We start from the raw sequence: 20,290 nt of genomic DNA, 5'->3' as shown, positions 1-20,290 counted from the left end.
ATGCTCCGATGACTAAACCGTCACCGATAAAGCTGTTCCGTCATACGACACCATGTCTCCCCAGACATCCGACGAAACGAGGAAGAGATGATCAAAGCGCTGCTGGTGATGGAGGAGCTCAGGCGGGCCGACGTCTACCCCGCGCACGTCCTGGAAAGGCTGGCCGACCTGGTCGAATGGCAGGCTCCCGCGATGACGCGCGAGCGGCTGGCCGCCGATCCCCGCGTGCTGTCGGAGGTCGAGATCCTGCTGTCCGGCTGGGGCGCGCCGGTGCTCGACGCCGGGCTGCTCGGTCACGCTCCGCACCTGCGCGCGGTGCTGGTGGCGGCGGGCTCGGTGCGCCCGCTGACCACGCCGGACTTCTGGGCGCGGGGCATCCCGATCGTCTCGGCCGCCTCGGCCAACGCGATCCCGGTGGCGGAGTTCACGCTGGCCCAGATCCTGCTGGCGCTCAAGCAGTTCCACCGGATCTCCCGCGAGATCAAGGAGTTGGGCCGCTACCCGGACGAGGTACGCGTGGCCGGGGCCTACCGGTCGCGGGTGGGGCTGCTCGGCCTGGGCGAGATCGGCCGCCTTGTCGCCTCCCACCTGCGCGCCTTCGACCTGGAGGTGGTCGCCCACGACCCGTACGCCCCCGCCGGGCTGGGCATCCCGCTCCTCCCGCTGGCCGAGCTGTTCGAGACCTGCGAGGTCGTCAGCGTGCACGCCCCGCTGCTGCCGGAGACCACGGGCCTGGTCGACGGCCCGCTGGTGGCGCGGCTGCGCGCGGGCGCGACGCTGATCAACACCGCCCGCGGCGCCGTCCTCGACGAGCCGTCCGTGGTCGAGGTCCTGCGCGGGCGGCCCGACCTCACCGCGGTCCTCGACGTCACCTGGCCCGAGCCGCCGGAGCCGGGATCCCCGCTGTACGGCCTGCCCAACGCGGTCCTGACCCCGCACCTGGCCGGGGCGATGGGCGCCGAACGGGGCAGGATGGGCGAGCTGGTGCTGGCCGAGGTCGCCCGCCTGGCCGCGGGCGAACCGCTGCGGCACGCGGTGAACCCGGCGTTGGCGAGCCTGCGGGCGTGACGGCGATGGACCCGGCACTCAGGGAGCACCTGCGGCGGCTCGACCTCGACCTGCTCATGGCCGGGCACGCCGATCCCGTCCCCGCCGGCTGGGGGCGGAAGGCGCGGACCGACGGCTACAACCGGATCTACCTCATCCTCGACGGGGTGGGGTCGATCACCCTGGACGGCGTGGAGTACCTGCCGCGGCCCGGCCAGCTCTACTTCCTGCCTGCCGGGTCCGCGCTGGCCTTCTCCAGCTCGAAGGAGCGCCCGTTGCGCAAGTACTGGGCGAACTTCACCGCCACCGTGGCCGGGCGCGAGCTGGCCTCGCTGGTCGCGCTCCCCCGGGTGGTGGAGGTGGAGGATCCGCGGGCCGTACGGGAGATGTTCACCAGGCTGCTGGCGGCGGGCAGGGGCGCGACGCAGGTGACGGGGCCGCTGCGGCAGCGGGCGGTGCTCATGGAGCTGACGGCCTACCTGGTGGACCACGCGCCGCTGGGCTCGTTGCGGCCGCTCAGCCAGGGGCCGGGGCGGATCCTGGAGTACATCGACGCGCACCTGGCCGAGGTGCTGACGGTCGGGCGGCTGGCGGAGGTCTTCCACTACAACCCGACCTACTTCATCACCTACTTCGCCCAGCTCTTCGGGGTCTCCCCCAACCAGTACATCCGGCAGCTGCGGGTCGAACGGGTCAAGCAGGCCCTGATCCACACCGAGCAGAGGATCGAGGAGATCGCCGGGACGGTGGGCTGGGAGGCCGCCTACCTGTCACGGGTCTTCCGCCAGGTGACCTCGCTGACGCCCACGCAGTACCGGGCCTTGCACCGGGCCTCCTGAGGATCGTCCTAGGAGTGCCCGAGTTTTGCCCATGCCCAAGGGAATACGCTTTCCCTACGTTGCCGGTATGAACCGATTGGCAGCCCTTGTCGCGGCGGCGTTCCTGCTGCCCGCCGCGCCCGCCCTCGCCTCGGCGGGCGGGGAACGGCTTGTCTCGAACCAGGCCGAGCTGAACGCGGCGATCGGGACGGCAGACACCATCGTCATGGCCGACGGCACCTGGCAGGACACCGTCATCGACCTGCGCGCCCCAGGACCCCTCACGCTCAGGGCGCAGACGCCCGGCAAGGTGCTGCTCACCGGCAGGTCGGCGCTGTCGCTCAACAGCCCCGACCTGACCGTGAGCGGCCTGACCTTCACCTCCGGCCAGGCGCCCGCCGGCGCGGCCTCGGTCATCTCCTTCAACAGCGACCGCGGCAGGGTCACCGACACCGCCGTGGTCGACTTCAACCCCGCCGACCCGGCCACGCCGTACTACTGGGTCTACTTCAAGGGCGGGCACAACCAGTTCGACCACAGCCTGCTCAAGGGCAAGGCCCACCAGGAGCCGGTGGTCGGCAACGACCGGGGCCCGGCGGCCGTCTACAACCGGGTCGACCACACCCGCTTCGCCGACGTCCCCAACCTCGGCCGCAACGGCATGGAGGCGCTGCGCATCTGGGGCTACGGCCAGTGGGCGGAGGAGGGCGCCGAGGAGGGCGCGTACTTCACCATCGACAACAACCTCTTCGAGCACGTCAACGGCGACGACGAGATCATCTCGCTGAAGTCGAACCACAACACGGTCCGCAACAACACCATCAGGCAGTCCAGCGGCGGCCTGGTGCTGCGCTACGGCAACTACAACACGGTGGAGAGCAACGCCATCATCGGCGACCGCTACCCGGCCAGCGAGGGCATCCGCGTCAGCGGCGACCACCACGTGGTGCGCGGCAACTACGTGCAGGGCGTCTCCGGCTACGGGCTCAAGGTCACCAGCGGTGAGCACCTGTTCGACGAGAACCACAAGCTCGACTACCTGACGCCGGACTTCGTCCCGCAGCCGAACCCGCTCACGCCCCACGGCTACCTGTTCCACTACGGGCAGGTGACCGACAGCGCGTTCACCGGCAACGTGTTCACCGACAACGCCAAGAACGACATCCACATCGGCTGGTTCTACAAGAACCACTGGCCCGGCTACCAGATGGTGCTGCTGCCCGAGGGCAACACCTTCACCGGCAACCTCAGCTACAAGCCCAAGGGCGGCGTGGCCGTGACCACCTCGGTACAGGACACGGCGGGCCCGCTGGCGAAGTTCTCCTTCCAGCCGAACACCTTCCGTGGGAACGTCGTCTACGGCGGGACGCTCGACGTCAACCCGCCCAACAGCACCAAGGGCATCGTGGTCGTCCCCTCCCGCGACCGGACCCCGCCCGCCCCGCCGCGGACGGAGGAGACCGGGCCGTCCTGGCAGGCCGGCTAGTACTGCTCGACACAGCCCGGGTGACCCCGCCGGAGGCCGTATCGGCAGCCAAGCGAATGTTTTAAACGCTTGTTTGCGGCATTGGTAGGATCGCCCGCGTGGGAGTGCCTGAGGATTTGCTGGCCGCGGCCAAGCAGTGCCTGTCCGAGCGCGGATATGCCCGTACAACGGTCCGAGACATCGTCGCCGTGTCCGGCAGCAACCTCGCTGCGATCAACTATCACTTCCGCTCCAAGGACGCCCTTCTCACCCAGGCGATGATCGAGGCGACCGGGGAAGCGGTCGCGGAGGTCCTCAAGGCGTTCCCGGACGACTCCAAGGAGTGGTTCGAAGCGTTCTGGGCGGAACTGATCGAATCCTTCCGAGTCAATCCGATGGTGTGGCGAGCCAACGTCGAGACGCTGGCGCAGGCACCTCACCTCCCCGAAGTACGAGCCCGCCTGACTGAAGGGCAGGCGCTCGCCCGGCGCGAGCTGGGCCGGCGCCTGCCACGCCAGGACGAGGCGGGTGCGCAGGTGCTGTTGACGCTGCTCATCGGTCTGCTGGTGCGCTGGCAGATCGATCCGGACAACGCCCCGACGGCTCACGACCTGGCCGCCGGTCTCCGATCGGTGGCCGAAGCAGCCGCCGGCTAACCCGTCACGTGCCGTCCGGAGTGGTCCGGGCGAGGTTGCGGCCGGCCCGCACGCCGGACGGAACGCAACATGATGGGCGCGAGCAGCGCCATCAGGCACAGACCCGTTGCTGCGGCGATCATGGCGTAGTGCTGGCCTTGAGCGAAGGCCCCGCGGGCCGCGCCGGCCAGAGCGGTCCCAACCGGTTCCGGCAGGTGCCGCGCCGACTCCAGGGCGCCGCCGAGGGTGTCCAGCGCCGATGCGGGAGCGCCGGCGTCGCTGAGGTGCGCCCGGTAGACGGCGGTGCCGATGCTGCCGAGCAGGGAGATGCCGAGCGCACCGCCGAACTCGGTGGCCACCTGCGACAGCCCGGCGACCGAGCCCGCCCGCTCCGGCGGGGCGGTGGCGATGATCAGGTCGGAGGAGATGGTCAGGACGAGGGTGACGCCGCCGGCCATCAGCATGATCCCCGTGATCAGCAGGCCGGTCTGCCCGGTCACGTCCAGCCTGGACAGCAGCGCGAACCCGCCGGCGCCGACGAGCAGCCCGGCGCACACCACCAGCCCGGGACGGATCTTGCGGACCAGGACGGGGGCCAGCCCCGCGGCGAGCATCGCCATGCCCGCCGAGGGCAGCGCGTACAGGCCGGCGACGAGCGGCCTGGCGCCCATGACCATCTGCAGGTACTGGGTGGTGAAGAGGCTGGAGCCGACCATGGCGAAGACGCCGAGGGTGTTGGCGCTGATGGCGGCGGTGAAGGCGCGGCTGCCGAACAGGCGCACGTCCAGCATCGGATCGGTCATCGAGCGCTGGCGGCCGACGAAGGCGACTCCCAGCGCCAGGCCGGTGACTATGGCCAGCGCCGGCGGCCAGCCGAAGCCCTCCTGGGCGATGTGCTGGATCCCGTAGATCATGGGCAGGATCGCGCCCAGCGACAGGACCACGCTGGGCAGGTCGAACCGGCTCGGGTGCGGGTCACGCGATTCGGGGAGCAGCAGTGGCGCCAGGATCAGCAGCAGCGCCATCACCGGCAGGTTGACCAGGAACACCGAACCCCACCAGAAGTGTTCCAGCAGCGCGCCGCCCATCAGCGGGCCCAGCATGGCGCCGCCGGCGAACGCTCCGGTCCAGATGGAGATGGCGATCCGGCGCTGGCCGTCGTCGTGGAACATGTTGCGGATCAGCGAGAGCGTCGAGGGCATCAGCGTGGCACCGCCCACCCCGAGCAAGGCTCGGGTGATGATGAGCAGGTCCGCGCTGGGAGAGAAGGCGGCGACCGCGGAGGCGGCGCCGAACGCTGCCGCCCCGGCCATCAGCAGCCGTCGCCGTCCGACCCGGTCACCCAGCGTGCCCATGGGCAGCAGCAGTCCAGCCAGCATGAACGGGTAGATGTCGATGATCCACAGCAGCTGGGAACCGCTCGGCGCCAGGCTGGCGCTGATGAAGGGCAGCGCGTACGACAGCACATGCAGGTCGACGGAGATCAGAAGGACCGGCAGGACCAGGACGGCCAGCCCGATCCACTGCTTGCGTCCGGCTTTCATCGGCGGCCTTTCTCGCGGAGGGAGGCACCGGCGTGGTGCAGGTGGCGGAGGGCCTCTCCGTGCGAGGCCACAAAACTGACTTCGTGGTACGGCAAGCCGAGCCGGCGGCAGTAGGCCCGCACGATGGGTTGCGCCAGGCGCAAATTCGGGGTGGGCATGTTGGGGAACAAGTGGTGTTCGATCTGGTAGTTGAGCCCGCCCATGGCGATGTCGATGAAGCGGCCGCCCCGCACGTTCCGGGTGGTGAGCACCTGTTTGCGCAGGAAGTCCAGGCCGGCTTCCCCGGTCAGCGTCGGCATGCCCTTGTGACCGGGGGCGAAGACGCAGCCCATGTAGAGGCCGAACAACCCCTGGTTCACGGCGAAGAAGGCCAGAGCCTTGCCCGGTGACAGAACCCAGGCGAGCGCGCCCAGGTAGAGGGCGAAGTGGGCGAGCAGCAGCGCGCCTTCCATGACGCGGTGTTTCATCCAGGGCTGCCGCAGCGCGCGGATGCCGCCCAGGTGCAGGTTGAGCCCTTCCAGCAGGAGCAGCGGGTAGAACAGCAGCGCCTGCCGGCCGCCGATGAGCCGGGCCGGCCCGCGGCTGGCGCGTGCCTGCTCCTGTGACCACACCAGGACGTCGGGAACGACGTCCGGATCGAGCTCCTCGTGGTTGGGGTTGGCGTGGTGGCGGGTGTGCTTGTTCATCCACCAGCCGTAGCTGAGGCCGATCCCGAGATTGCCGCCGAGGCGCCCGAGGGTCTCGCTCGGCCCTCGGGTGAGAAAGATCTGCCGGTGCGCCAGGTCGTGCAGCACGAGGGCGACCTGGGCGAAGACGATCGCGAAGCAGGCGGCCAGCGGCACCTGGAGCCAGGAGTCGCCGAGCCAGAGGAACGCCGCCACGCCTGCCAGGTAGAGACCTGCCACCGCGCTGAGCCGTACCAGGTAGTGGCGGGGGCGGCGGTCGAGGAGCCCGGCTCGCCTGATGCGTCTGGACAGGCGGCTGAAGTCGCTCGCGGCCGTTGCGGTTGCTTGTGCCATGCCGCCGACCATACACACGTTTGAAACAATTGTGCAAAACATATGTTTGTGACAGTTGTTTGGATATGGTGACGGCATGGAAGAGCGAGACGAGGGCGCCGAACGCTGCCTGCAGGAACGCGGCTATGCGCACGCCACAGCGCGTGACATCGCCAAGACCTCCGGCGCCGACCTGGCCTCCATCGGCCACCACGTCGGGCCGGAGGACACGCCGCTGGTCGAGGCCATGCTCGAGGCGACCACCGACCGGGCCGACGCGTGCCGCCGGATGACGGCGCTGCCTCCGCTCACCCTGCGTCAAGCCCTGCTGATCGTCGATGCCGTGAACGGGCTGGACTCCACCGACCGCCTGGCCAGGACGCGACTACTGGCGCGGGAAGTGGCGGCAGTGATCGCACTGGGCGCGCCAGAGATATGGGCGACCGACGGGCGCGCCCTGCTGCGCATGATCGAAGCATGGACGACATGCCGGCGCCTGGCCGTCATGGATGCCGCCGAGCGATTCTGGGCATGCTCCGAGGGCGGCTATGAGGAGGGGCTGCGGGCGGTAGGGCTGCTGCCCGAGCCGAGAGTTCGATAGCACGTGCCGCCGCTCGGCCATCCACATGTCAGCTGACCGCCGTGCGCGGCCGTACCGGTGCGACGGTCGCCTGACCGGCGCGGCGGAAGCGCCAGAGGCGGCGGCCGAGTGCGACCGCCCCGAGCACGCAGCAGGTGAGGCAGAAGATCGCCGGCAGCGGCATCAGCCAGGCGGTGACGATCCAGTACTGGAAGCTGAACCCTCCCCAGATCAGCGTCGGCAGCACCGCGCCCAGCACGATCACCAGAGCGAGCAGCACGGCGACGAGCACAGCGCCGAGGACGAGCAGGGAGGTGACACGAGGAAAGCGCAGACGCAGGAAATGCACGACGTCGAACCCAGGCAGGGCGTCACCGGCCGACATCACCCCAAGGTGTGAGACGGCACCACCCGGCAGGATGGAATCTCAGTCAGGCAGATCGTTGCGACCCACGAGCCCGTTCTCGTACGCGTGGATCACCGCGTGCACGCGGTCGCGCAGGTCCAGTTTCTGCAGGACGGCCCGGACGTGCGACTTCACCGTGTTCTCGCTCAGCACCAGTTCCGCGCAGATCTCGCCGTTGGACCTGCCGCGGGCGAGCAGGCCGAAGATCTCGACCTCGCGTGGGGTGAGGCCGTCCAGGGCCGCCGTCCTCCGCATCGGCACCTGCCGTACGAGATCGAGGACCGTCGCGGCCACCCCCGGGGCCAGCGCCGACGTCCCGGAGGCGACGTCGCACACGGCCTGGGCCAGGGCGGCGGGCCGGACGTCCTTGGTCAGGTAGCCGCTCGCGCCGGCCCGGATGGCGGCCACCACAAGTTCGTCATCATCGAACGTCGTCAGCATGAGCACCCGGGTCGCCGGCGCGATCCTGACGATCTCCGCCGTGGCGGCGACCCCGTCCATGCGCGGCATGCGGATGTCCATCAGGACCACGTCGAGGCGGTGCCGCCGGACGACCTCGATCGCGTCGCTGCCGTTCGCGACGTCGTGGGTGACCTCGATGCGTTCGTCGGCCGACAGCACCGTACGGAGCGAGGCCCGCAGCAACTCCTGGTCGTCGACGAGCATGACCTGGATCCCGGTCAAGCCCCCTCCTTCGTGGGGAGCCGCACCCGCAGCACCCACCCGTCGTCCCCGTCGTCGATCGACAGGGCGCCGCCTGCGGTACGCACACGTTCCTCGATCCCTATCAAGCCGGTCCCCTGACTGCCGGCGTCGCGAAGCGCCCTGCCGCCGTCGTCGCGCACCTCCACCAGCACCTCGGCCGGGGTCCAGCGCAGGCGAACGGTCACCTCGACCGGTGGTTCGAGGTGGCGCAGCGCGTTGGTGATGCCTTCCTGCACGGTCCGGACCGCCGCGACCTCGGCACTCAGGCTCAGCGGCCGTCGCTCACCCACCTCCGCGAACGTCACCACATGGAGCGGGCTCGCCGCCGAGGCCACGAGGTCTGGGAGGGCGTCGAGCGAGATCGGGACCTCTCTGGGCCGGGAATCGGCGCGCGGCGCCACGGTGGCCGGGCGCAAGGTGGCCAGCATCGCTCGCAGGCCTTGGTGGGCGTCCCGGCCGGCCTCGGCGATGTCGCCGAGCTCGCGGCGGGTCGCCGGATCCGCCGTCGTCACCGCCGCGGCCTCGATCCGCGCGACCATGACGGTGACCGTGTGGGCGATCACGTCGTGCAGGTCGCGGCGGATGCTGGCCCGTTCGTCCGCGACCGCCGCGGCCAGTCGTTCACTCTCGGCTCGTCGGCCGGCCTCGTGCCTGCGGCGTACCAGCAGGGCCGCAAGCCACACACCGCCGACCACGAGCATCAGCAGCCCGCCCTCGACCAGGCGGGTCCACCCAGGGGTGTCAGGGGGCAGCCGGGCCCACGACACCAGTTGGGTGAGGACGATCCCGAGCGCGGCGACGGCCAGCGCGACCACCGAGGACCTGGCCGAGACCAGGCTGGTCAGCCGCCACAACGTGAGGGGGAAGCACACAGCCGAGGGCAACATGGTCAGTGACCAACCCGGGAAGGGCGTCATCACCAGGACGAGCATTGCCAGCGCGCCGATCGCGTACCCCACCCACGGCCGTCGACGGGCCACCACCGCTCCCGCATGGAGCAGGACGGCAGCGCCCGCCGCGGCGAAGACCTGCCACAGGTCCGCGCCGAAGTGCCAGGCGCCCGCCAGGATGATCACCGTCAGGAGAGCCAGGACCGCGTGCGCCACCACCGTCACGGCCGGCCATGTGCTCCGGCGCTCGGCGGCTGTCACGGTCGTCGCCTCCCGATGGACTCGTGGTGGGGAGCCGTGCCCGGCTCGACGTGCCACAGGATAGCCAGCAGCGGCAGCCGTCATGGGAGCGGGCCACAGTGACGACCGGCACGCCGGCTTCGGCGTCACAGCCGGCCTGACCACACGACCGGCTCGCCGCCGCCCGCCTTTTCCGTCCGACCCTGGGCGGGGCGGCGGCTGCATCTGACGGCCGGACACCGCTCAGACCGGACACACCCGTTTGCGGTCGTGCGGTCAGGGCAGCGGCCGCTCATACTCCAGCCGGTCTGACATCCCGACACGAAGGGGACGACAGCCATGAGCACACCCACCGACAACGACGTCATCGCCGTCCTCACCCACGACCACCGTGAGGTCGAGCGGATGTTCACCGAACTGGAGCAGCTCGGCACGGCCGACGTCGACCGGCGCCAGACGCTCACCGAGAAGGTCATCATCGAGCTGGTGCGCCACTCGGTCGCCGAGGAGGCCTACCTGTATCCGGCCGTCCGCGATCTTCTGCCCGACGGCGACCAGCTGGCCGACCGGGAGCTGGCCGAGCACGCCCAGGCCTAGGAGACGATGAAGCAGCTGGAGCGGACCGACGCCGACGAGGCCGGGCACGCCGAGCTGCTGGCGCGCCTCATGGCCGAGATCCGCGATCACGTGGCGGAGGAAGAGGGAGAGCTGTTCCCGCGGCTGCGCAGTGCGGCCGATACCGAGCAGCTGGCCGAGCTGGGCCGCAAGGTGGAGGCGATCAAGAAGATGGCCCCGACCAGGCCGCACCCGTCCGCGCCTGACACACCGCCCGGCAACAAGATCATGGGACCGCTCACCGGCCTGATCGACCGGATGCGCGACACGCTCAGCGGCCGCGGCAAAGACTGATCGGCCAGGCAGCCGGGATGGGCTACCAGTCCGACCACGGCGGCACCCCGATCCCCAGACCAATGGCGCCCCTACCCGAGGGCCCCCGGGGAACCCCGCCTGGTGGCGCGCCACATCGTCCGGACGGCTCGCCGTACCGCGCGTGTGATGGCCCCGCCGCGGGTGTCACCAGGTTTTCGTCCCGTTCTGTGGGAACCAAGCATGGTGAAAGGCCTGCAGCTGAGGGGGCGGGAGGCGTGCCGGAGCAGACCATGAACCGGCCCATCGGTGACCCGCGCGTCGGCGCCGTCGTCATCACGTGGAACCGGAAGCAGGAGGCGCTCGCCTCCGTGGGCCGGCTCCTGGCCCTGCCCGAACGTCCGCGTGTGGTGCTGGTCGACAACGGCTCTGGCGACGGTACGGCCGAGGCCGTACGGCAGGTCCATCCCGCCGCGGAAGTGATCGCCTTGCGCGAGAATCTCGGCGCGGTCGGCCGCAACGTCGGCGTCAAGCACCTCGACACCCCTTACGTCGCCTTCTGCGACGACGACACCTGGTGGACCCCCGGCTCCCTGACCAGAGCGGCCGACGTACTGGACGCTTTCCCTCGTCTGGCAGCCGTGACCGCGCGCATCCTGGTGGCGCCCGGCGGACACGCCCGGCGCGAGCCATGACATTCCGATCAAGTACTTCCTGCCGGTGACGGGCCCGGCGAACGTCACCGTCACCACCAGAAGCGGCGGCTCGTACGGGGTGGCCACCGGCAACGCCCGCGGCGCCGCCGCTCCCGGCCCGGTGGACGACGGCGGCTGCCACGCGCCTGACTGGGATGCCGCCAAGCTCTACGACCCCGCCGCGGACGGCACGGCCGAGGCGCTCACGGTCAGGTACAACGGCCGCTACTGGCGGGCCAAGTGGTGGACCAGGGGCGACAGGCCCGGCACCGGGGCCGACGCCGACCACGAGCCCTGGAAGGACCTCGTGCCGACGGAGTGAATCCCACGATGGCAAGGGTCGCTGTGCGCAGCGACCCTTGCCATCGGTCAGCGAGATCCCCGCGGCCTCCGGTCGGTCAGCGGTTGAGATAGGCGAGGACGGCCAGGACCCGGCGGTTGTCGTCCTCGGACTCCGGCAGCTGGAGCTTGCCGAAGATGCTCGCGATGTGTTTGGTGACCGCGCTGGCGGAGATCGTGAGCTGATGAGCTATCGCCGCGTTGGAGCGCCCCGCGGCGATCAGGCTCAGCACCTCGCGTTCGCGGGGACTCAGTTCGGCCGTACGGCCGCGCGCGTCCCCTCGGGTCAGCAGCTTGGCGACGACCTGCGCGTCCATCGCCGTGCCGCCGTTGGTCACCGATGTGACCGCGTCGATGAACTGTCTGGTGTTGGACACCCTGTCCTTCAGGAGATAGCCGACCGCCCCGGCTCCGTCCGCGAGCAGTTCACGGGCGTAGAGCTGCTCCACGTACTGCGACAGCACCAGCACCGGGAAGCCGGGCCGCTCGCGACGCGCCAGGATCGCGGCCTGCAGGCCCTCATCGGTGAACGACGGCGGCAGCCGTACGTCGACGACCGCCACGTCGGGCCGCTCCTCGGCCAGCGCCTTGCGCAGGGACGGGCCGTTGTCGACGGCGGCCACGACCGTGAAGCCGTGCTCGGTGAGCATGCGGACCAACGCGTCCCTGATGAGGAACAGATCCTCGGCGACCACTACTCGGACCTGATCGCGCACGGCACCTCCAGACGCACGCGAGTGGGCCCGCCGGGCGGGCTGTCCACGGCGATCGTTCCGTCGAAGACGGCCAGCCGGCTTTGGACGCCACGCAGCCCGGTGCCGTTGGCCGGATCGACGCCACCGCCGCCGTCATCGACGACATCGCAGCTGAGCACACCGTGCCGGTAGCGGAGCATGACCCGAACCAACGCCGCACCCGCGTGTTTGCTCGTGTTGGCGAGCAGTTCGTTGACCGCGAAGTAGACGGCCGACTCGACCGGCGGCGGCGGCCGTCCTGGCAGGTCGGACGACACTTCGACATCGAGCAGGCAATCCAGCGCCAGGGCTCGGATCGCGTCGGCGAGGCCGCGGTCGGCCAGGACCGGCGGATGGACGCCCCGTACCAGGTCGCGCAACTCCTCCAATGCCTTCGACGAGGTCTCCCGCGCCGTGACCAGCAGGGCGCGGGCCGCCTCCGGATCCTGGTCGAACAGCCGCTCGGCGTTGCCGAGCCCCATGCCCAGCGCGACCAGTCGTGCCTGCGCGCCGTCGTGCAGGTCGCGTTCGATCCGGCGCAGTTCCGCGGCCTGCGCGTCGGCACCCTCCGCGCGTGTCTCCACCAGCGTCTCGACCCGCTGCTCCAACTCGGTCGTTCGCGACGGCCCGAGCAGCGCGAGCGTCCACCGGGCGCGCACCCGCAGCACCTTCGGCCCGATGTACAGGCCGAGCGCGATCAACGCGAGCCCGATCGGGATCGCCGCCAGCGCGGCGGCTGTCGAGGTCACATGGATGACGCCATAGGAGTTGGTCCCACCGGCCCGGGCGTTGGCCTGCCACACGAACGGCTGCACCGCCGCGCCGTACAACCCGTAGAGCGGCATGCCGAGCGCCAGCGCGGCCGCCCACGTGCCGATGATCGGGTCGAGGACCGCCCAGAGCACGTCCCGCCACGTCGCCCGATCCTTCAGCAGCGCGACCGCATCCGTTCGGGGGCCGTAGGGACGCTCGATGTCCACGCCGACCCGGCCCGCCACCCGCCGGGCCGCGTCCGCGACCGTCCGCAGCAGCGACACCGCCGGCGGGAACACGTACCGGCCGACGCCGACCGCCATCAGTGCCGCGCTGACCACGACCAGGACGGCGGCGCCGACACCGGCGGCTGACAGGCCGATCATCGCCAGCGCGAGCACCGGTGTCTCAAGCCTGGCCCTCATCCCTTGTCTCCCTGTTTCGCGCTGGGTGGCATCATCGCACTCTCATCCGGAAAGCCCACGATCAGCCCTGGAGTCCGGTTCGCCGGGCAGCGGCCAACGCCGCCAGCCCGACCACGCTCGCGACGCAGAGCCAGGCGAACAGGTCGCCGACCAGCCCATAGACCGTCCAGGTGCCTCGCGTCGGCACGGACACGACCATGCTCTGCTGCGCGGTGCTGAAGTAGTTGGTCCTGGCCAAGCTCGCACCGTAGGCGTCGACGGCGATCGAGATGCCGTTGCTGGTCTGCCGGACGAGGGCGTATCCGTTCTCGACGGCGCGGAACACCGCGTTGGCCGAGTGCGTGCGCTCGATGCCCTTCCAGTCGTTGGCGGGGACGAACATGATGTCGGCGCGCGTGCGTAGCGTGCTGGGGAAGTCGGCGTCGAAGCAGATGACGTTGGCCAGCCTGCCGTACGGCGTCGCGGACACCGGCACGATGCCGTCGCCCGGCCGCAGGCTTTCCATACCGGGCACGGGATGCGCCTTGTCGAAGATCGACAGCACCTTGCCGTCGGGTGCCACAAGCACGACGATGTCGCGCGAGTGCGGTTGGCCGTCCAGGATGACGGCTATGCCCATGTCGAGATAGATCCGCTTCTCCCTGGCCAGGTCCTGGGCGGTCCGCAGGAAATCGGGAAGGTCCTCGTCGAGCACGACCGCGGCGGTCTCCGGCCACGCCACGATCTTCGCGCCGCCGTCGGCCTCGATCCGGGTGCGGGCGAACAGGTCGTCGTTGAGCGCCGCGAACGCCTTGCGCAGTGTCGGCTTCTGCTCCGGCAGGACCTGCGGCGTATGGAAGTTGTTGATCTGTCGCATCCGGCCCTCTGCCGCGAGCGACGCGCTGATGCCGGCGACGCGCACCAGGCTCGGCGGTGTCGGCGCCATGGCCAGCCGCAGACCGCCGCCGACGAGGACGAGAACGAGCACCGAGACGTACGTCAGCGCGACGGTCCGGATCGACGGCCGGCTCAGCCGGCGCTCCAGCGCGAGGTTGACGACCGATGCGAGCCACGCCATCAGAAAGCTGATCCCGTAGATGCCGGTGACGGACACCGTCTGGAGCAGCGGCAGGTTCGCCGACTGCGTCGCGGCCAACGGCCCGAAAATCGTTCCGAGCGGGCTGATCGCCGCGACCAGGAATTCGACCGTCACCCGGGCCGCCGGGAAGACCAACGTGGCCAGGAACGGATTCAACCGCTGGAAGAGCAGCCGGTCGACCAGCAGCGGAATGCTCAGGATCAGGCTCAGCACCAGGCAGCCGAGCAGGATCGGCAGGACACCGGACTGGCCTGCGGCCGCGACATGGACAACCGTCGTCGCCGCCGACGACAGGCCGACGCACGCGAGTCCGGCGAGCACTGTGGAGCTTCTGGTGAACCGCATCAGGCCGATGGAGAACAGCCAGCCGGCGATCGGAATCGACCATTCACCGTTCGTGCCGAACAGTCCGAGCGCTGTGCCTGCCGCCAACCAGCCGTATCTGCGCCAACCGGTGGCGAGGTATGTGTTTACCATGCGTGCGAGCCTGTCCGACCGCACGGACGCCGCCATTGCGGATGACTCTCCACTCTCCCTGTAGTTATCTCCACCTCCAACCCAAGCCGGGTGGTCGCCCTGCGCGGGACGTAGCCGTTCCGCGCTCGATGAGGTGGGTGTGCGGACGGCGTCGTCAGGGCGCATGGCCAGACCGGCGGCTCGCCCCTGTTTATGCTCGGAGACATGACCATTCAGCGGATGGACAACGTCGCCATCGTCGTCGACGACCTGGACGCGGCTGTCGCGTTCTTCACCGAACTCGGCATGGAGCTGGAAGGCAAGGCCCAGATCGAAGGTGTTTGGGCGGACCGCACCGTCGGACTCGACGGCGTCCGGAGCGACATCGCGATGATGCGGACCCCGGACGGCCACAGCAAGCTGGAGCTGACGAAGTACCACACCCCCGCCGCGGTCGGCGCCGAGCCGGACAACCCGCCGCCCAACACGCTGGGCCTGCATCGCGTCATGTTCGCCGTCGACGACATCGACGACACGGTCGCCCGCCTGCGCCCCCACGGCGCCGAACTCCTCGGCGAGGTGGCGCAGTACGAGAGCATCTTCCGGCTCTGCTACCTCCGCGGCCCCGCCGGCGTCATCGTCGCCCTGGCCGAGCAGACCGGTTGACCCGAGCCCCTGCTGCCGCGGCCCGCCGCCGGCTCTGCACCACCACGGCCTGGCACCTGAAGGACGCCGTCTACCTCAACGCCCGCGGCGTCTCGTTCGCCGTCCTGACCACGGGCCGGTGGGACGAGGTGGCCTCCTATGTCGAGTTCATGGGCTACACCCAGCCCTGGTACTCGGTGCGCGACGTGGACGCGCCGGTCGGCGGCAACATGGGGTACATCACCTGCTTCCTGCGCGACGGCGACCGTGTGTTCCTCACCTACTCCACGACGGGCCGCGGCAACGAGCGGGTCAACGGGTCCCTCGGCCTGCTCGACATGACGCCCTACGGCCGCGGCGAGGCGTGGGAGGACAACCCCGAGGGCCGGCCGGAGGGCCGCCACGCGTGCTGGTCCTGGCGCTCGGACGCGGACGGGACCGCCACCTGGGGCCCGACCAGCCGCCCCGTGCCGCAGTGGACCCGCCCCGGCGCGACCCCCGTGGAGACCCTCGGCCGGCACGGCCACCACCACTGACAGTCCTTCGTCGACGGCGTCGCGGGCGGAACCCTCCGGACGATGCGACGGTCCGCCCGCGCGCCCGCCCGTCGCGGCGGCACAGCGCTCCGGTCGTGCCATACGACAATGGGAGACGTGCCCTTTGCGACGACGAAGGACGGCGTGAAGCTGTCCTACCAGGTGAGCGGCGACGGATACCCGCTCATGCTGCTGCCCGGCCAGTCCAACGACCACCACTGGTGGGACGGCGTGCGGTCGGACTTCGAGGACTCCTATCGCACCATCACCTTCGACTACCGCGGCACCGGGGACAGTGACAAACCCGACGAGCCCTACACGACGCGCGGCTTCGCCCTCGATGCGCTGGCCGTACTCGACGAGCTCGGCGTGGAGCGCGCGCACGTCTACGGCACCTCCATGGGCGGCCGCGTCGCCCAGTGGCTGGCCGCCGACCACCCGGAGCGGCTGGCGGCGCTCGTGCTGGGGTGCACGTCTCCCGGAGGCGCACACGGGGTGGAGCGAAGTCAGGAGGTGCGCCGCTCGCTGGCCCAGCGTGACCGGGCCGCCGCCCGGCGGGCGCTGCTCGAGCTGATGTACACCCCGGAGTGGCTCGCCACCCACCCCGGCCCGTATCGCACGATCGGCGATCGCGGCATGCCGGCCCACGCCCGCCGCCACCATTTCGCCGCCAGCGCGCATCATGACAGCTGGGACGCCCTTCCCGGCATCGTCGCGCCCACCCTCGTGATTCACGGCGCCGACGACGTCTTCAACCCGGCCGCCAACGCGCCGCTGCTGGCCGGCCGCATCCCTGGAGCGCGGCTGCACCTCATCCCGGGTGCGCGGCACGCCTACTTCGAGGAGTTCCGCGAGGTCGCCGGCCGGGTGGTCGCCGACTTCCTCGCCGGCGTGGCCGGCTGAGGAATCGTGCCGTTCGGGCCGGCGTGAACACCGGCACGAGGATGTCGCCGGCGGGGTCACGGGCCGCCCGGTCATGGCCGTCCTCGATCTGCTCGGGCGCCGCTGGACGATGCGCATCCTGTGGGAGCTGAACCAGGCCCCCGCCGGGTTCCGCGAGCTGCAGCGCCGATGCGAGCACATGTCCTCCAGCGTGCCCAGCACCCGTCTTGACGAGCTGGCAGGCTCCCGGCTGGTCACCTCGCACGACGGCGGCTACCGCCTCACCCGCCTCGGCGAGGACCTCGTCGAGGCGCTCGGACCGCTGAACGCCTGGAGCCTGCGATGGGCCGAGGAGGCGGGCGGCGACGCCACGGAATGACGCCCATCAGCCAGAACGGACGACGAGCACCAAGGCCGTGGCGGCGAGCGAGACCCGTCGCCGGCTCGGGCCCGTGAACTCGCGCGACGAAACCGCTCAAGATCGAACATGACGAAGCGCTGCCTGAAGTCGCGCTCCATGCCAACTCCCCGGACCCCTTGAGGAGCGAGCTGCGACACAGGCCATAATCCCTGTCGTGGACAGGTACATGGCGGTCTCCCAGGGCACTGCGGTCGGGGTTCTGGTTCTGGCCGGGTCCAGCGGTCGAATCGATGCGGAACGCTGCGATCTGCTGGCGCGGCACGGCGTGACCGCGATGTCCATCCGCTGGTTCGGCGGGGCGGGTCAGCCGCCGGGCATCTGCGAGGTGCCGCTCGAGACGTTCATGACAGCACTTGATGTGCTGGCCGACACAGGGGTGTCGCGGTTGGCGGTGCTGGGAGTGTCGAAGGGTGCGGAGGCGGCGTTGACGCTCGCATGCGTCGAGCCGCGGGTGGACGCCGTCATCGCAGTGTCGCCGTCCTCCGTGGTCTGGGCCAACGTCGGCCCCGGACTGGATGGAGCGACGCGGCCTTACCGATCGTCCTGGACATGGCGGGGCAGGCCGCTGCCCTTCGCCTCATATCCGGCTGAATGGCCCACTCACGGACCGCCCACCTCCTTCCGCGCCTTCTACGAGCGCGGTCTCGCCACTGCTCCTCCTGAAGCGGCGATCCCGCTGGAACGGGCCCGCGCCGACGTCCTTCTCGTCGCGGGTGCGGACGATCAGATGTGGCCGTCATCAGCTTTCGCCGAGGCACTTTCGGAACGTCGCGAGGTCCGCATTGTCAGCCATCCTTCAGCGGGACATCGGCCTCGCTTCCCGGGTGAGCTTCCTGCGCAACCGTCGCCGTCGTACCTGTACGGGGGATCTCCTGAGACCGATGCGGCCTTGGGAGCGGCAGCCTGGCCGCACATCCTCGCCATGCTGAATGCTTGATGAGCCTTCCAGGGCAGACCGGCCGGCAGCGTCGGCCCGCGTGGAGAGGACCGGAGCCGACCTGTGGAGCCCCAGGTCGGCGGTCTGCGCGCCATCCAACGCCAGTCCCGCGACCCCCACTCTCGACGTCGTCTCGCGGGTTCGCTGTTGGTCACGCGCCCGCCTCCAGGATCGTGATGATCTCGTCGGCCACCGCGGCCGGCAGGTCTCCGCGTGGCAGCACGAACCGGCGTCCGGACTTCGTCGCCTCACCTGTCCGAGGTGCCGGCCTCCCTGATGCGGTGCCGGGCCCGCTCGATCTCGTTGATGTGGTCCTCCGTCCATCGTCTGAGCGCGCTGATGGGCTCGGCGAGGCTCCGGCCGAGCTCGGTCAGGTCGTACTCGACCCGAGGCGGGATGGTCGGGTGCACCGTCCGGGTGATGAAGCCGTCGGCTTCGAGACCGCGCAGGGTCTGGGTGAGCATCTTCTGCGAGACGCCCTCGATGCGGCGGCTCAGGTCGGTGTAGCGCATGGTGCCCTGGAGGAGGGCGTCAACCACCAGGATCGTCCACTTGCCCGCGATGTGGTCGAGGACCTGGCGGGTCGGGCACTTCGCGGAGTAGACGTCGGCCGGCAGGCCCGAGGATTCCACCACAGCACGAGGCACCGGTGATCCTCACCTTCGTGGCCGAGCCGCAAGCCTGGCGCGACGACCACAGTGACGTCTACGAGCAGGTCCGCGGCAACGGCGCCTGGAATGAGGAGTTCATCGCGATGTTCTCCGAGGCCTCGCGGGCGTTCCAGGAAGGGCTCGACCGGCGCGGCCTGCTGCGCGAATACGCGATCAAGGACGCGATGATCGCGGCCTCGTTCGTGATGCTCGCCGCGACCGAGATGGGTCTGGCCACCTCACCGATGAACGGCTGGGACGAGGACAGGGTGAAGAAGGTGATCGGGATCGACGATCGCGACGACCTCGCCATCGCCCTGCTGGTGTCGGTCGGCTACCCGGCCGGGCAGCCACGCCATCCCGGCCGTCGCGCACTGGCCCGCAACGTCTTCCACGAGCGGTACCCCGCCTGAGCTCCGGGCGGGCGGGCACGTGCCGCGTAAGACACGGGAACGCGTTGGAGCCTGTGAGGCCTACGTTCCCGCCCCCCTGAGCGGAGCGCGACAAGTCCGTTTCGCGGTCACCCGTGCCCCCGGACGCCCTCACCACCTTCCGAGGACGCCAGGCAGTACTGGCTCAGCGGAGTCGGGTGGACCTCCAGCCAGTCCCGCGGGTTGAACGGGCCGCTGTCCGCAGGCGCTCAACGGCGAGCACGCCGGCGCTCGGCCAGGTGACCCCACACTGATACGACAGCGATGGAGACGACCAGCAACACGGCGCTACCCGCGATGTCGAGCACATAGTGGTTCCCCGTGATGAGCACGACTGCCGCCATACCCAGCGGAAAGATCCACGACAGCAAGGCCGCTCGCGGATGGGAGGCCCGCAGCGCGTGCCACACGGCATACGCGCACCACAACGACCACCCCACGTGCATGCTGGGCATCGCGGAATACAGGTTCTGACCGTTCTCGATCTCTCGTGAGGCAGGGCCGCCCAGGATGTCGTGCTCGGCGATGACGTCGACGACGCCCGGTAAGGCGAACCGTGGGGGCGACATGGGCAGCGCCCAGAAAACGGGCAGCACCAGAACGGTCATCGCGATGAGGGTGCGACGGACATGGACGTAGACATCGGCATGCCGGACGAAGACCCACACCAGCACACCGATGATCGCGAAATAGTACAGGCGGTAGTAGTACACCGCCGGCTGGATGAGGGCCGGATGCTCGGTCAGCCACTGGTTCGCCCTCAGTGCGATGTCCACGTGGATGGCCCGTTCCATGGACTGCAGGGCCAGAGCGTTGGCGGTGGCGGCTGCGGCGTCCTTCCCTGCGGCGGCATGAAGCCGTGAGAAGAGAAGGAGCACGATGAGCAGACCGGCCGATTCGACGAGCGGGGCGGGGCGCCGCCCACCCATACTCCCGGCACGTACGGCTGAGCGGGCACGCGCCACCAGGCGCGATAATCGGCCGACCGCCATCTCACGCGGGTTCACGCGGGTCACACTAACGCGGACAACGCGGACAACAATGCGCAGGTCTTTGACGGCACCGTAATCGTCGCATTCACTCCCCAGACAGAACCTCTCTCGACGGCCTCGG

At 70.0% G+C, this 20,290-nt stretch carries 25 protein-coding genes; 15 read left to right on the top strand and 10 right to left on the bottom strand.

Features of this window, described 5'->3' with window-relative positions:
- Window positions 1-87: 87 nt before the first annotated feature.
- The 4 genes from ACWEVS_RS38990 (at window position 88) to ACWEVS_RS38975 (ending at window position 3,986) form a co-directional block, all read left to right on the top strand.
- Window positions 88-1,068 carry a hydroxyacid dehydrogenase gene (locus ACWEVS_RS38990; protein ID WP_452555805.1) on the top strand — a complete coding sequence of 327 codons (981 nt, stop codon included), beginning with the start codon at window positions 88-90 and terminating at the stop codon, window positions 1,066-1,068.
- 5 nt (window positions 1,069-1,073) lie between these two features.
- Entirely contained in the window at window positions 1,074-1,886 is an 813-nt protein-coding gene (locus ACWEVS_RS38985; protein WP_452415025.1) for an AraC family transcriptional regulator, read from the top strand.
- Window positions 1,887-1,953: 67 nt separating this feature from the next.
- Complete coding sequence (locus ACWEVS_RS38980) at window positions 1,954-3,351, top strand: polysaccharide lyase 6 family protein (protein WP_449919102.1); 1,398 nt, start codon at window positions 1,954-1,956, stop codon at window positions 3,349-3,351.
- Window positions 3,352-3,449: 98 nt separating this feature from the next.
- The gene (locus tag ACWEVS_RS38975; RefSeq protein WP_354908272.1) at window positions 3,450-3,986 is read left to right on the top strand and encodes a TetR/AcrR family transcriptional regulator; all 537 of its coding nucleotides are present in this window, start codon (window positions 3,450-3,452) and stop codon (window positions 3,984-3,986) included.
- On the opposite strand, the gene ACWEVS_RS38970 is transcribed toward ACWEVS_RS38975, so the two are convergent.
- Window positions 3,983-5,509: an MFS transporter gene (locus tag ACWEVS_RS38970; RefSeq protein WP_452555803.1), complete on the bottom strand. Its 1,527-nt coding sequence runs from the start codon at window positions 5,507-5,509 to the stop codon at window positions 3,983-3,985. The two genes, ACWEVS_RS38975 and ACWEVS_RS38970, sit on opposite strands and share 4 nt — an antisense overlap.
- Window positions 5,506-6,528, bottom strand: coding sequence for a fatty acid desaturase family protein (locus ACWEVS_RS38965; protein ID WP_452555801.1), 1,023 nt, complete (start codon window positions 6,526-6,528; stop codon window positions 5,506-5,508). Before ACWEVS_RS38965 ends, ACWEVS_RS38970 begins: the two co-directional genes overlap by 4 nt.
- Window positions 6,529-6,604: 76 nt before the next feature.
- Between ACWEVS_RS38965 and ACWEVS_RS38960 the strand changes: the two genes are divergently transcribed.
- Window positions 6,605-7,108, top strand: a complete 504-nt coding sequence (locus tag ACWEVS_RS38960) for a hypothetical protein (RefSeq protein WP_452555799.1) — start codon at window positions 6,605-6,607, stop codon at window positions 7,106-7,108.
- Between the two features lie 28 nt (window positions 7,109-7,136).
- Here the strand turns inward: ACWEVS_RS38960 and ACWEVS_RS38955 are convergent, their stop codons facing one another.
- From ACWEVS_RS38955 to ACWEVS_RS38945, 3 genes are read right to left on the bottom strand one after another with little or no spacing between them, the layout of a single operon-like run.
- Window positions 7,137-7,472: a hypothetical protein gene (locus tag ACWEVS_RS38955; RefSeq protein ID WP_452555797.1), complete on the bottom strand. Its 336-nt coding sequence runs from the start codon at window positions 7,470-7,472 to the stop codon at window positions 7,137-7,139.
- Window positions 7,473-7,514: 42 nt separating this feature from the next.
- The gene (locus ACWEVS_RS38950; protein ID WP_449919091.1) at window positions 7,515-8,177 is read right to left on the bottom strand and encodes a response regulator; all 663 of its coding nucleotides are present in this window, start codon (window positions 8,175-8,177) and stop codon (window positions 7,515-7,517) included.
- Window positions 8,174-9,349: a sensor histidine kinase gene (locus ACWEVS_RS38945; RefSeq protein ID WP_452555795.1), complete on the bottom strand. Its 1,176-nt coding sequence runs from the start codon at window positions 9,347-9,349 to the stop codon at window positions 8,174-8,176. The genes ACWEVS_RS38950 and ACWEVS_RS38945 overlap by 4 nt, the downstream gene beginning before the upstream one ends.
- Window positions 9,350-9,667: 318 nt before the next feature.
- Here ACWEVS_RS38945 and ACWEVS_RS38940 point away from each other — a divergent pair, with 318 nt between their 5' ends.
- The 4 genes from ACWEVS_RS38940 to ACWEVS_RS38925 all read left to right on the top strand — a co-directional run bounded on the left by ACWEVS_RS38940 (window position 9,668) and on the right by ACWEVS_RS38925 (window position 11,212).
- The gene (locus ACWEVS_RS38940) at window positions 9,668-9,925 is read left to right on the top strand and encodes a hemerythrin domain-containing protein (RefSeq protein WP_452555793.1); all 258 of its coding nucleotides are present in this window, start codon (window positions 9,668-9,670) and stop codon (window positions 9,923-9,925) included.
- Between the two features lie 6 nt (window positions 9,926-9,931).
- Window positions 9,932-10,237: a hypothetical protein gene (locus tag ACWEVS_RS38935; protein WP_452555791.1), complete on the top strand. Its 306-nt coding sequence runs from the start codon at window positions 9,932-9,934 to the stop codon at window positions 10,235-10,237.
- Window positions 10,238-10,488: 251 nt separating this feature from the next.
- Window positions 10,489-10,890 (top strand): glycosyltransferase family 2 protein, encoded by a 402-nt coding sequence (locus ACWEVS_RS38930; RefSeq protein ID WP_449919086.1) that lies wholly within the window; start codon window positions 10,489-10,491, stop codon window positions 10,888-10,890.
- Between the two features lie 25 nt (window positions 10,891-10,915).
- Complete coding sequence (locus ACWEVS_RS38925; RefSeq protein WP_452555789.1) at window positions 10,916-11,212, top strand: hypothetical protein; 297 nt, start codon at window positions 10,916-10,918, stop codon at window positions 11,210-11,212.
- A 76-nt stretch (window positions 11,213-11,288) separates the two neighbouring features.
- On the opposite strand, the gene ACWEVS_RS38920 is transcribed toward ACWEVS_RS38925, so the two are convergent.
- From ACWEVS_RS38920 to ACWEVS_RS38910, 3 genes are all read right to left on the bottom strand, one after another.
- Window positions 11,289-11,879: a LuxR C-terminal-related transcriptional regulator gene (locus tag ACWEVS_RS38920; RefSeq protein ID WP_449919718.1), complete on the bottom strand. Its 591-nt coding sequence runs from the start codon at window positions 11,877-11,879 to the stop codon at window positions 11,289-11,291.
- A gap of 44 nt (window positions 11,880-11,923) precedes the next feature.
- Window positions 11,924-13,141: a sensor histidine kinase gene (locus ACWEVS_RS38915; RefSeq protein ID WP_452555787.1), complete on the bottom strand. Its 1,218-nt coding sequence runs from the start codon at window positions 13,139-13,141 to the stop codon at window positions 11,924-11,926.
- Window positions 13,142-13,202: 61 nt separating this feature from the next.
- Window positions 13,203-14,732, bottom strand: a complete 1,530-nt coding sequence (locus tag ACWEVS_RS38910) for a nitrilase-related carbon-nitrogen hydrolase (RefSeq protein ID WP_452555785.1) — start codon at window positions 14,730-14,732, stop codon at window positions 13,203-13,205.
- A 183-nt stretch (window positions 14,733-14,915) separates the two neighbouring features.
- Here ACWEVS_RS38910 and ACWEVS_RS38905 point away from each other — a divergent pair, with 183 nt between their 5' ends.
- The 5 genes from ACWEVS_RS38905 (at window position 14,916) to ACWEVS_RS38885 (ending at window position 18,096) form a co-directional block, all read left to right on the top strand.
- On the top strand, window positions 14,916-15,341 hold the full coding sequence (locus ACWEVS_RS38905; RefSeq protein WP_452555828.1) for a VOC family protein: 426 nt from the start codon (window positions 14,916-14,918) through the stop codon (window positions 15,339-15,341).
- Complete coding sequence (locus ACWEVS_RS38900) at window positions 15,338-15,856, top strand: DUF899 family protein (RefSeq protein ID WP_452555783.1); 519 nt, start codon at window positions 15,338-15,340, stop codon at window positions 15,854-15,856. Before ACWEVS_RS38905 ends, ACWEVS_RS38900 begins: the two co-directional genes overlap by 4 nt.
- A gap of 117 nt (window positions 15,857-15,973) precedes the next feature.
- Window positions 15,974-16,759 carry an alpha/beta fold hydrolase gene (locus ACWEVS_RS38895; RefSeq protein WP_452414812.1) on the top strand — a complete coding sequence of 262 codons (786 nt, stop codon included), beginning with the start codon at window positions 15,974-15,976 and terminating at the stop codon, window positions 16,757-16,759.
- A gap of 73 nt (window positions 16,760-16,832) precedes the next feature.
- Window positions 16,833-17,117 carry a winged helix-turn-helix transcriptional regulator gene (locus ACWEVS_RS38890; protein WP_452555781.1) on the top strand — a complete coding sequence of 95 codons (285 nt, stop codon included), beginning with the start codon at window positions 16,833-16,835 and terminating at the stop codon, window positions 17,115-17,117.
- 196 nt (window positions 17,118-17,313) lie between these two features.
- On the top strand, window positions 17,314-18,096 hold the full coding sequence (locus tag ACWEVS_RS38885; RefSeq protein ID WP_452555779.1) for an acyl-CoA thioester hydrolase/BAAT C-terminal domain-containing protein: 783 nt from the start codon (window positions 17,314-17,316) through the stop codon (window positions 18,094-18,096).
- 248 nt (window positions 18,097-18,344) lie between these two features.
- On the opposite strand, the gene ACWEVS_RS38880 is transcribed toward ACWEVS_RS38885, so the two are convergent.
- The gene (locus ACWEVS_RS38880) at window positions 18,345-18,743 is read right to left on the bottom strand and encodes a winged helix-turn-helix transcriptional regulator (RefSeq protein WP_452555777.1); all 399 of its coding nucleotides are present in this window, start codon (window positions 18,741-18,743) and stop codon (window positions 18,345-18,347) included.
- Window positions 18,744-18,745: 2 nt separating this feature from the next.
- Between ACWEVS_RS38880 and ACWEVS_RS38875 the strand changes: the two genes are divergently transcribed.
- Window positions 18,746-19,159: a nitroreductase family protein gene (locus tag ACWEVS_RS38875; RefSeq protein WP_452555775.1), complete on the top strand. Its 414-nt coding sequence runs from the start codon at window positions 18,746-18,748 to the stop codon at window positions 19,157-19,159.
- 227 nt (window positions 19,160-19,386) lie between these two features.
- On the opposite strand, the gene ACWEVS_RS38870 is transcribed toward ACWEVS_RS38875, so the two are convergent.
- Window positions 19,387-20,184, bottom strand: coding sequence for a phosphatase PAP2 family protein (locus ACWEVS_RS38870; RefSeq protein WP_452555773.1), 798 nt, complete (start codon window positions 20,182-20,184; stop codon window positions 19,387-19,389).
- Window positions 20,185-20,290 lie beyond the last annotated feature (106 nt).

Source organism: Nonomuraea sp. NPDC003754, from assembly GCF_053605785.1.
Note: the sequence above shows the minus strand (reverse complement) of the source record. Positions and strands in the feature narration are given on the sequence as shown.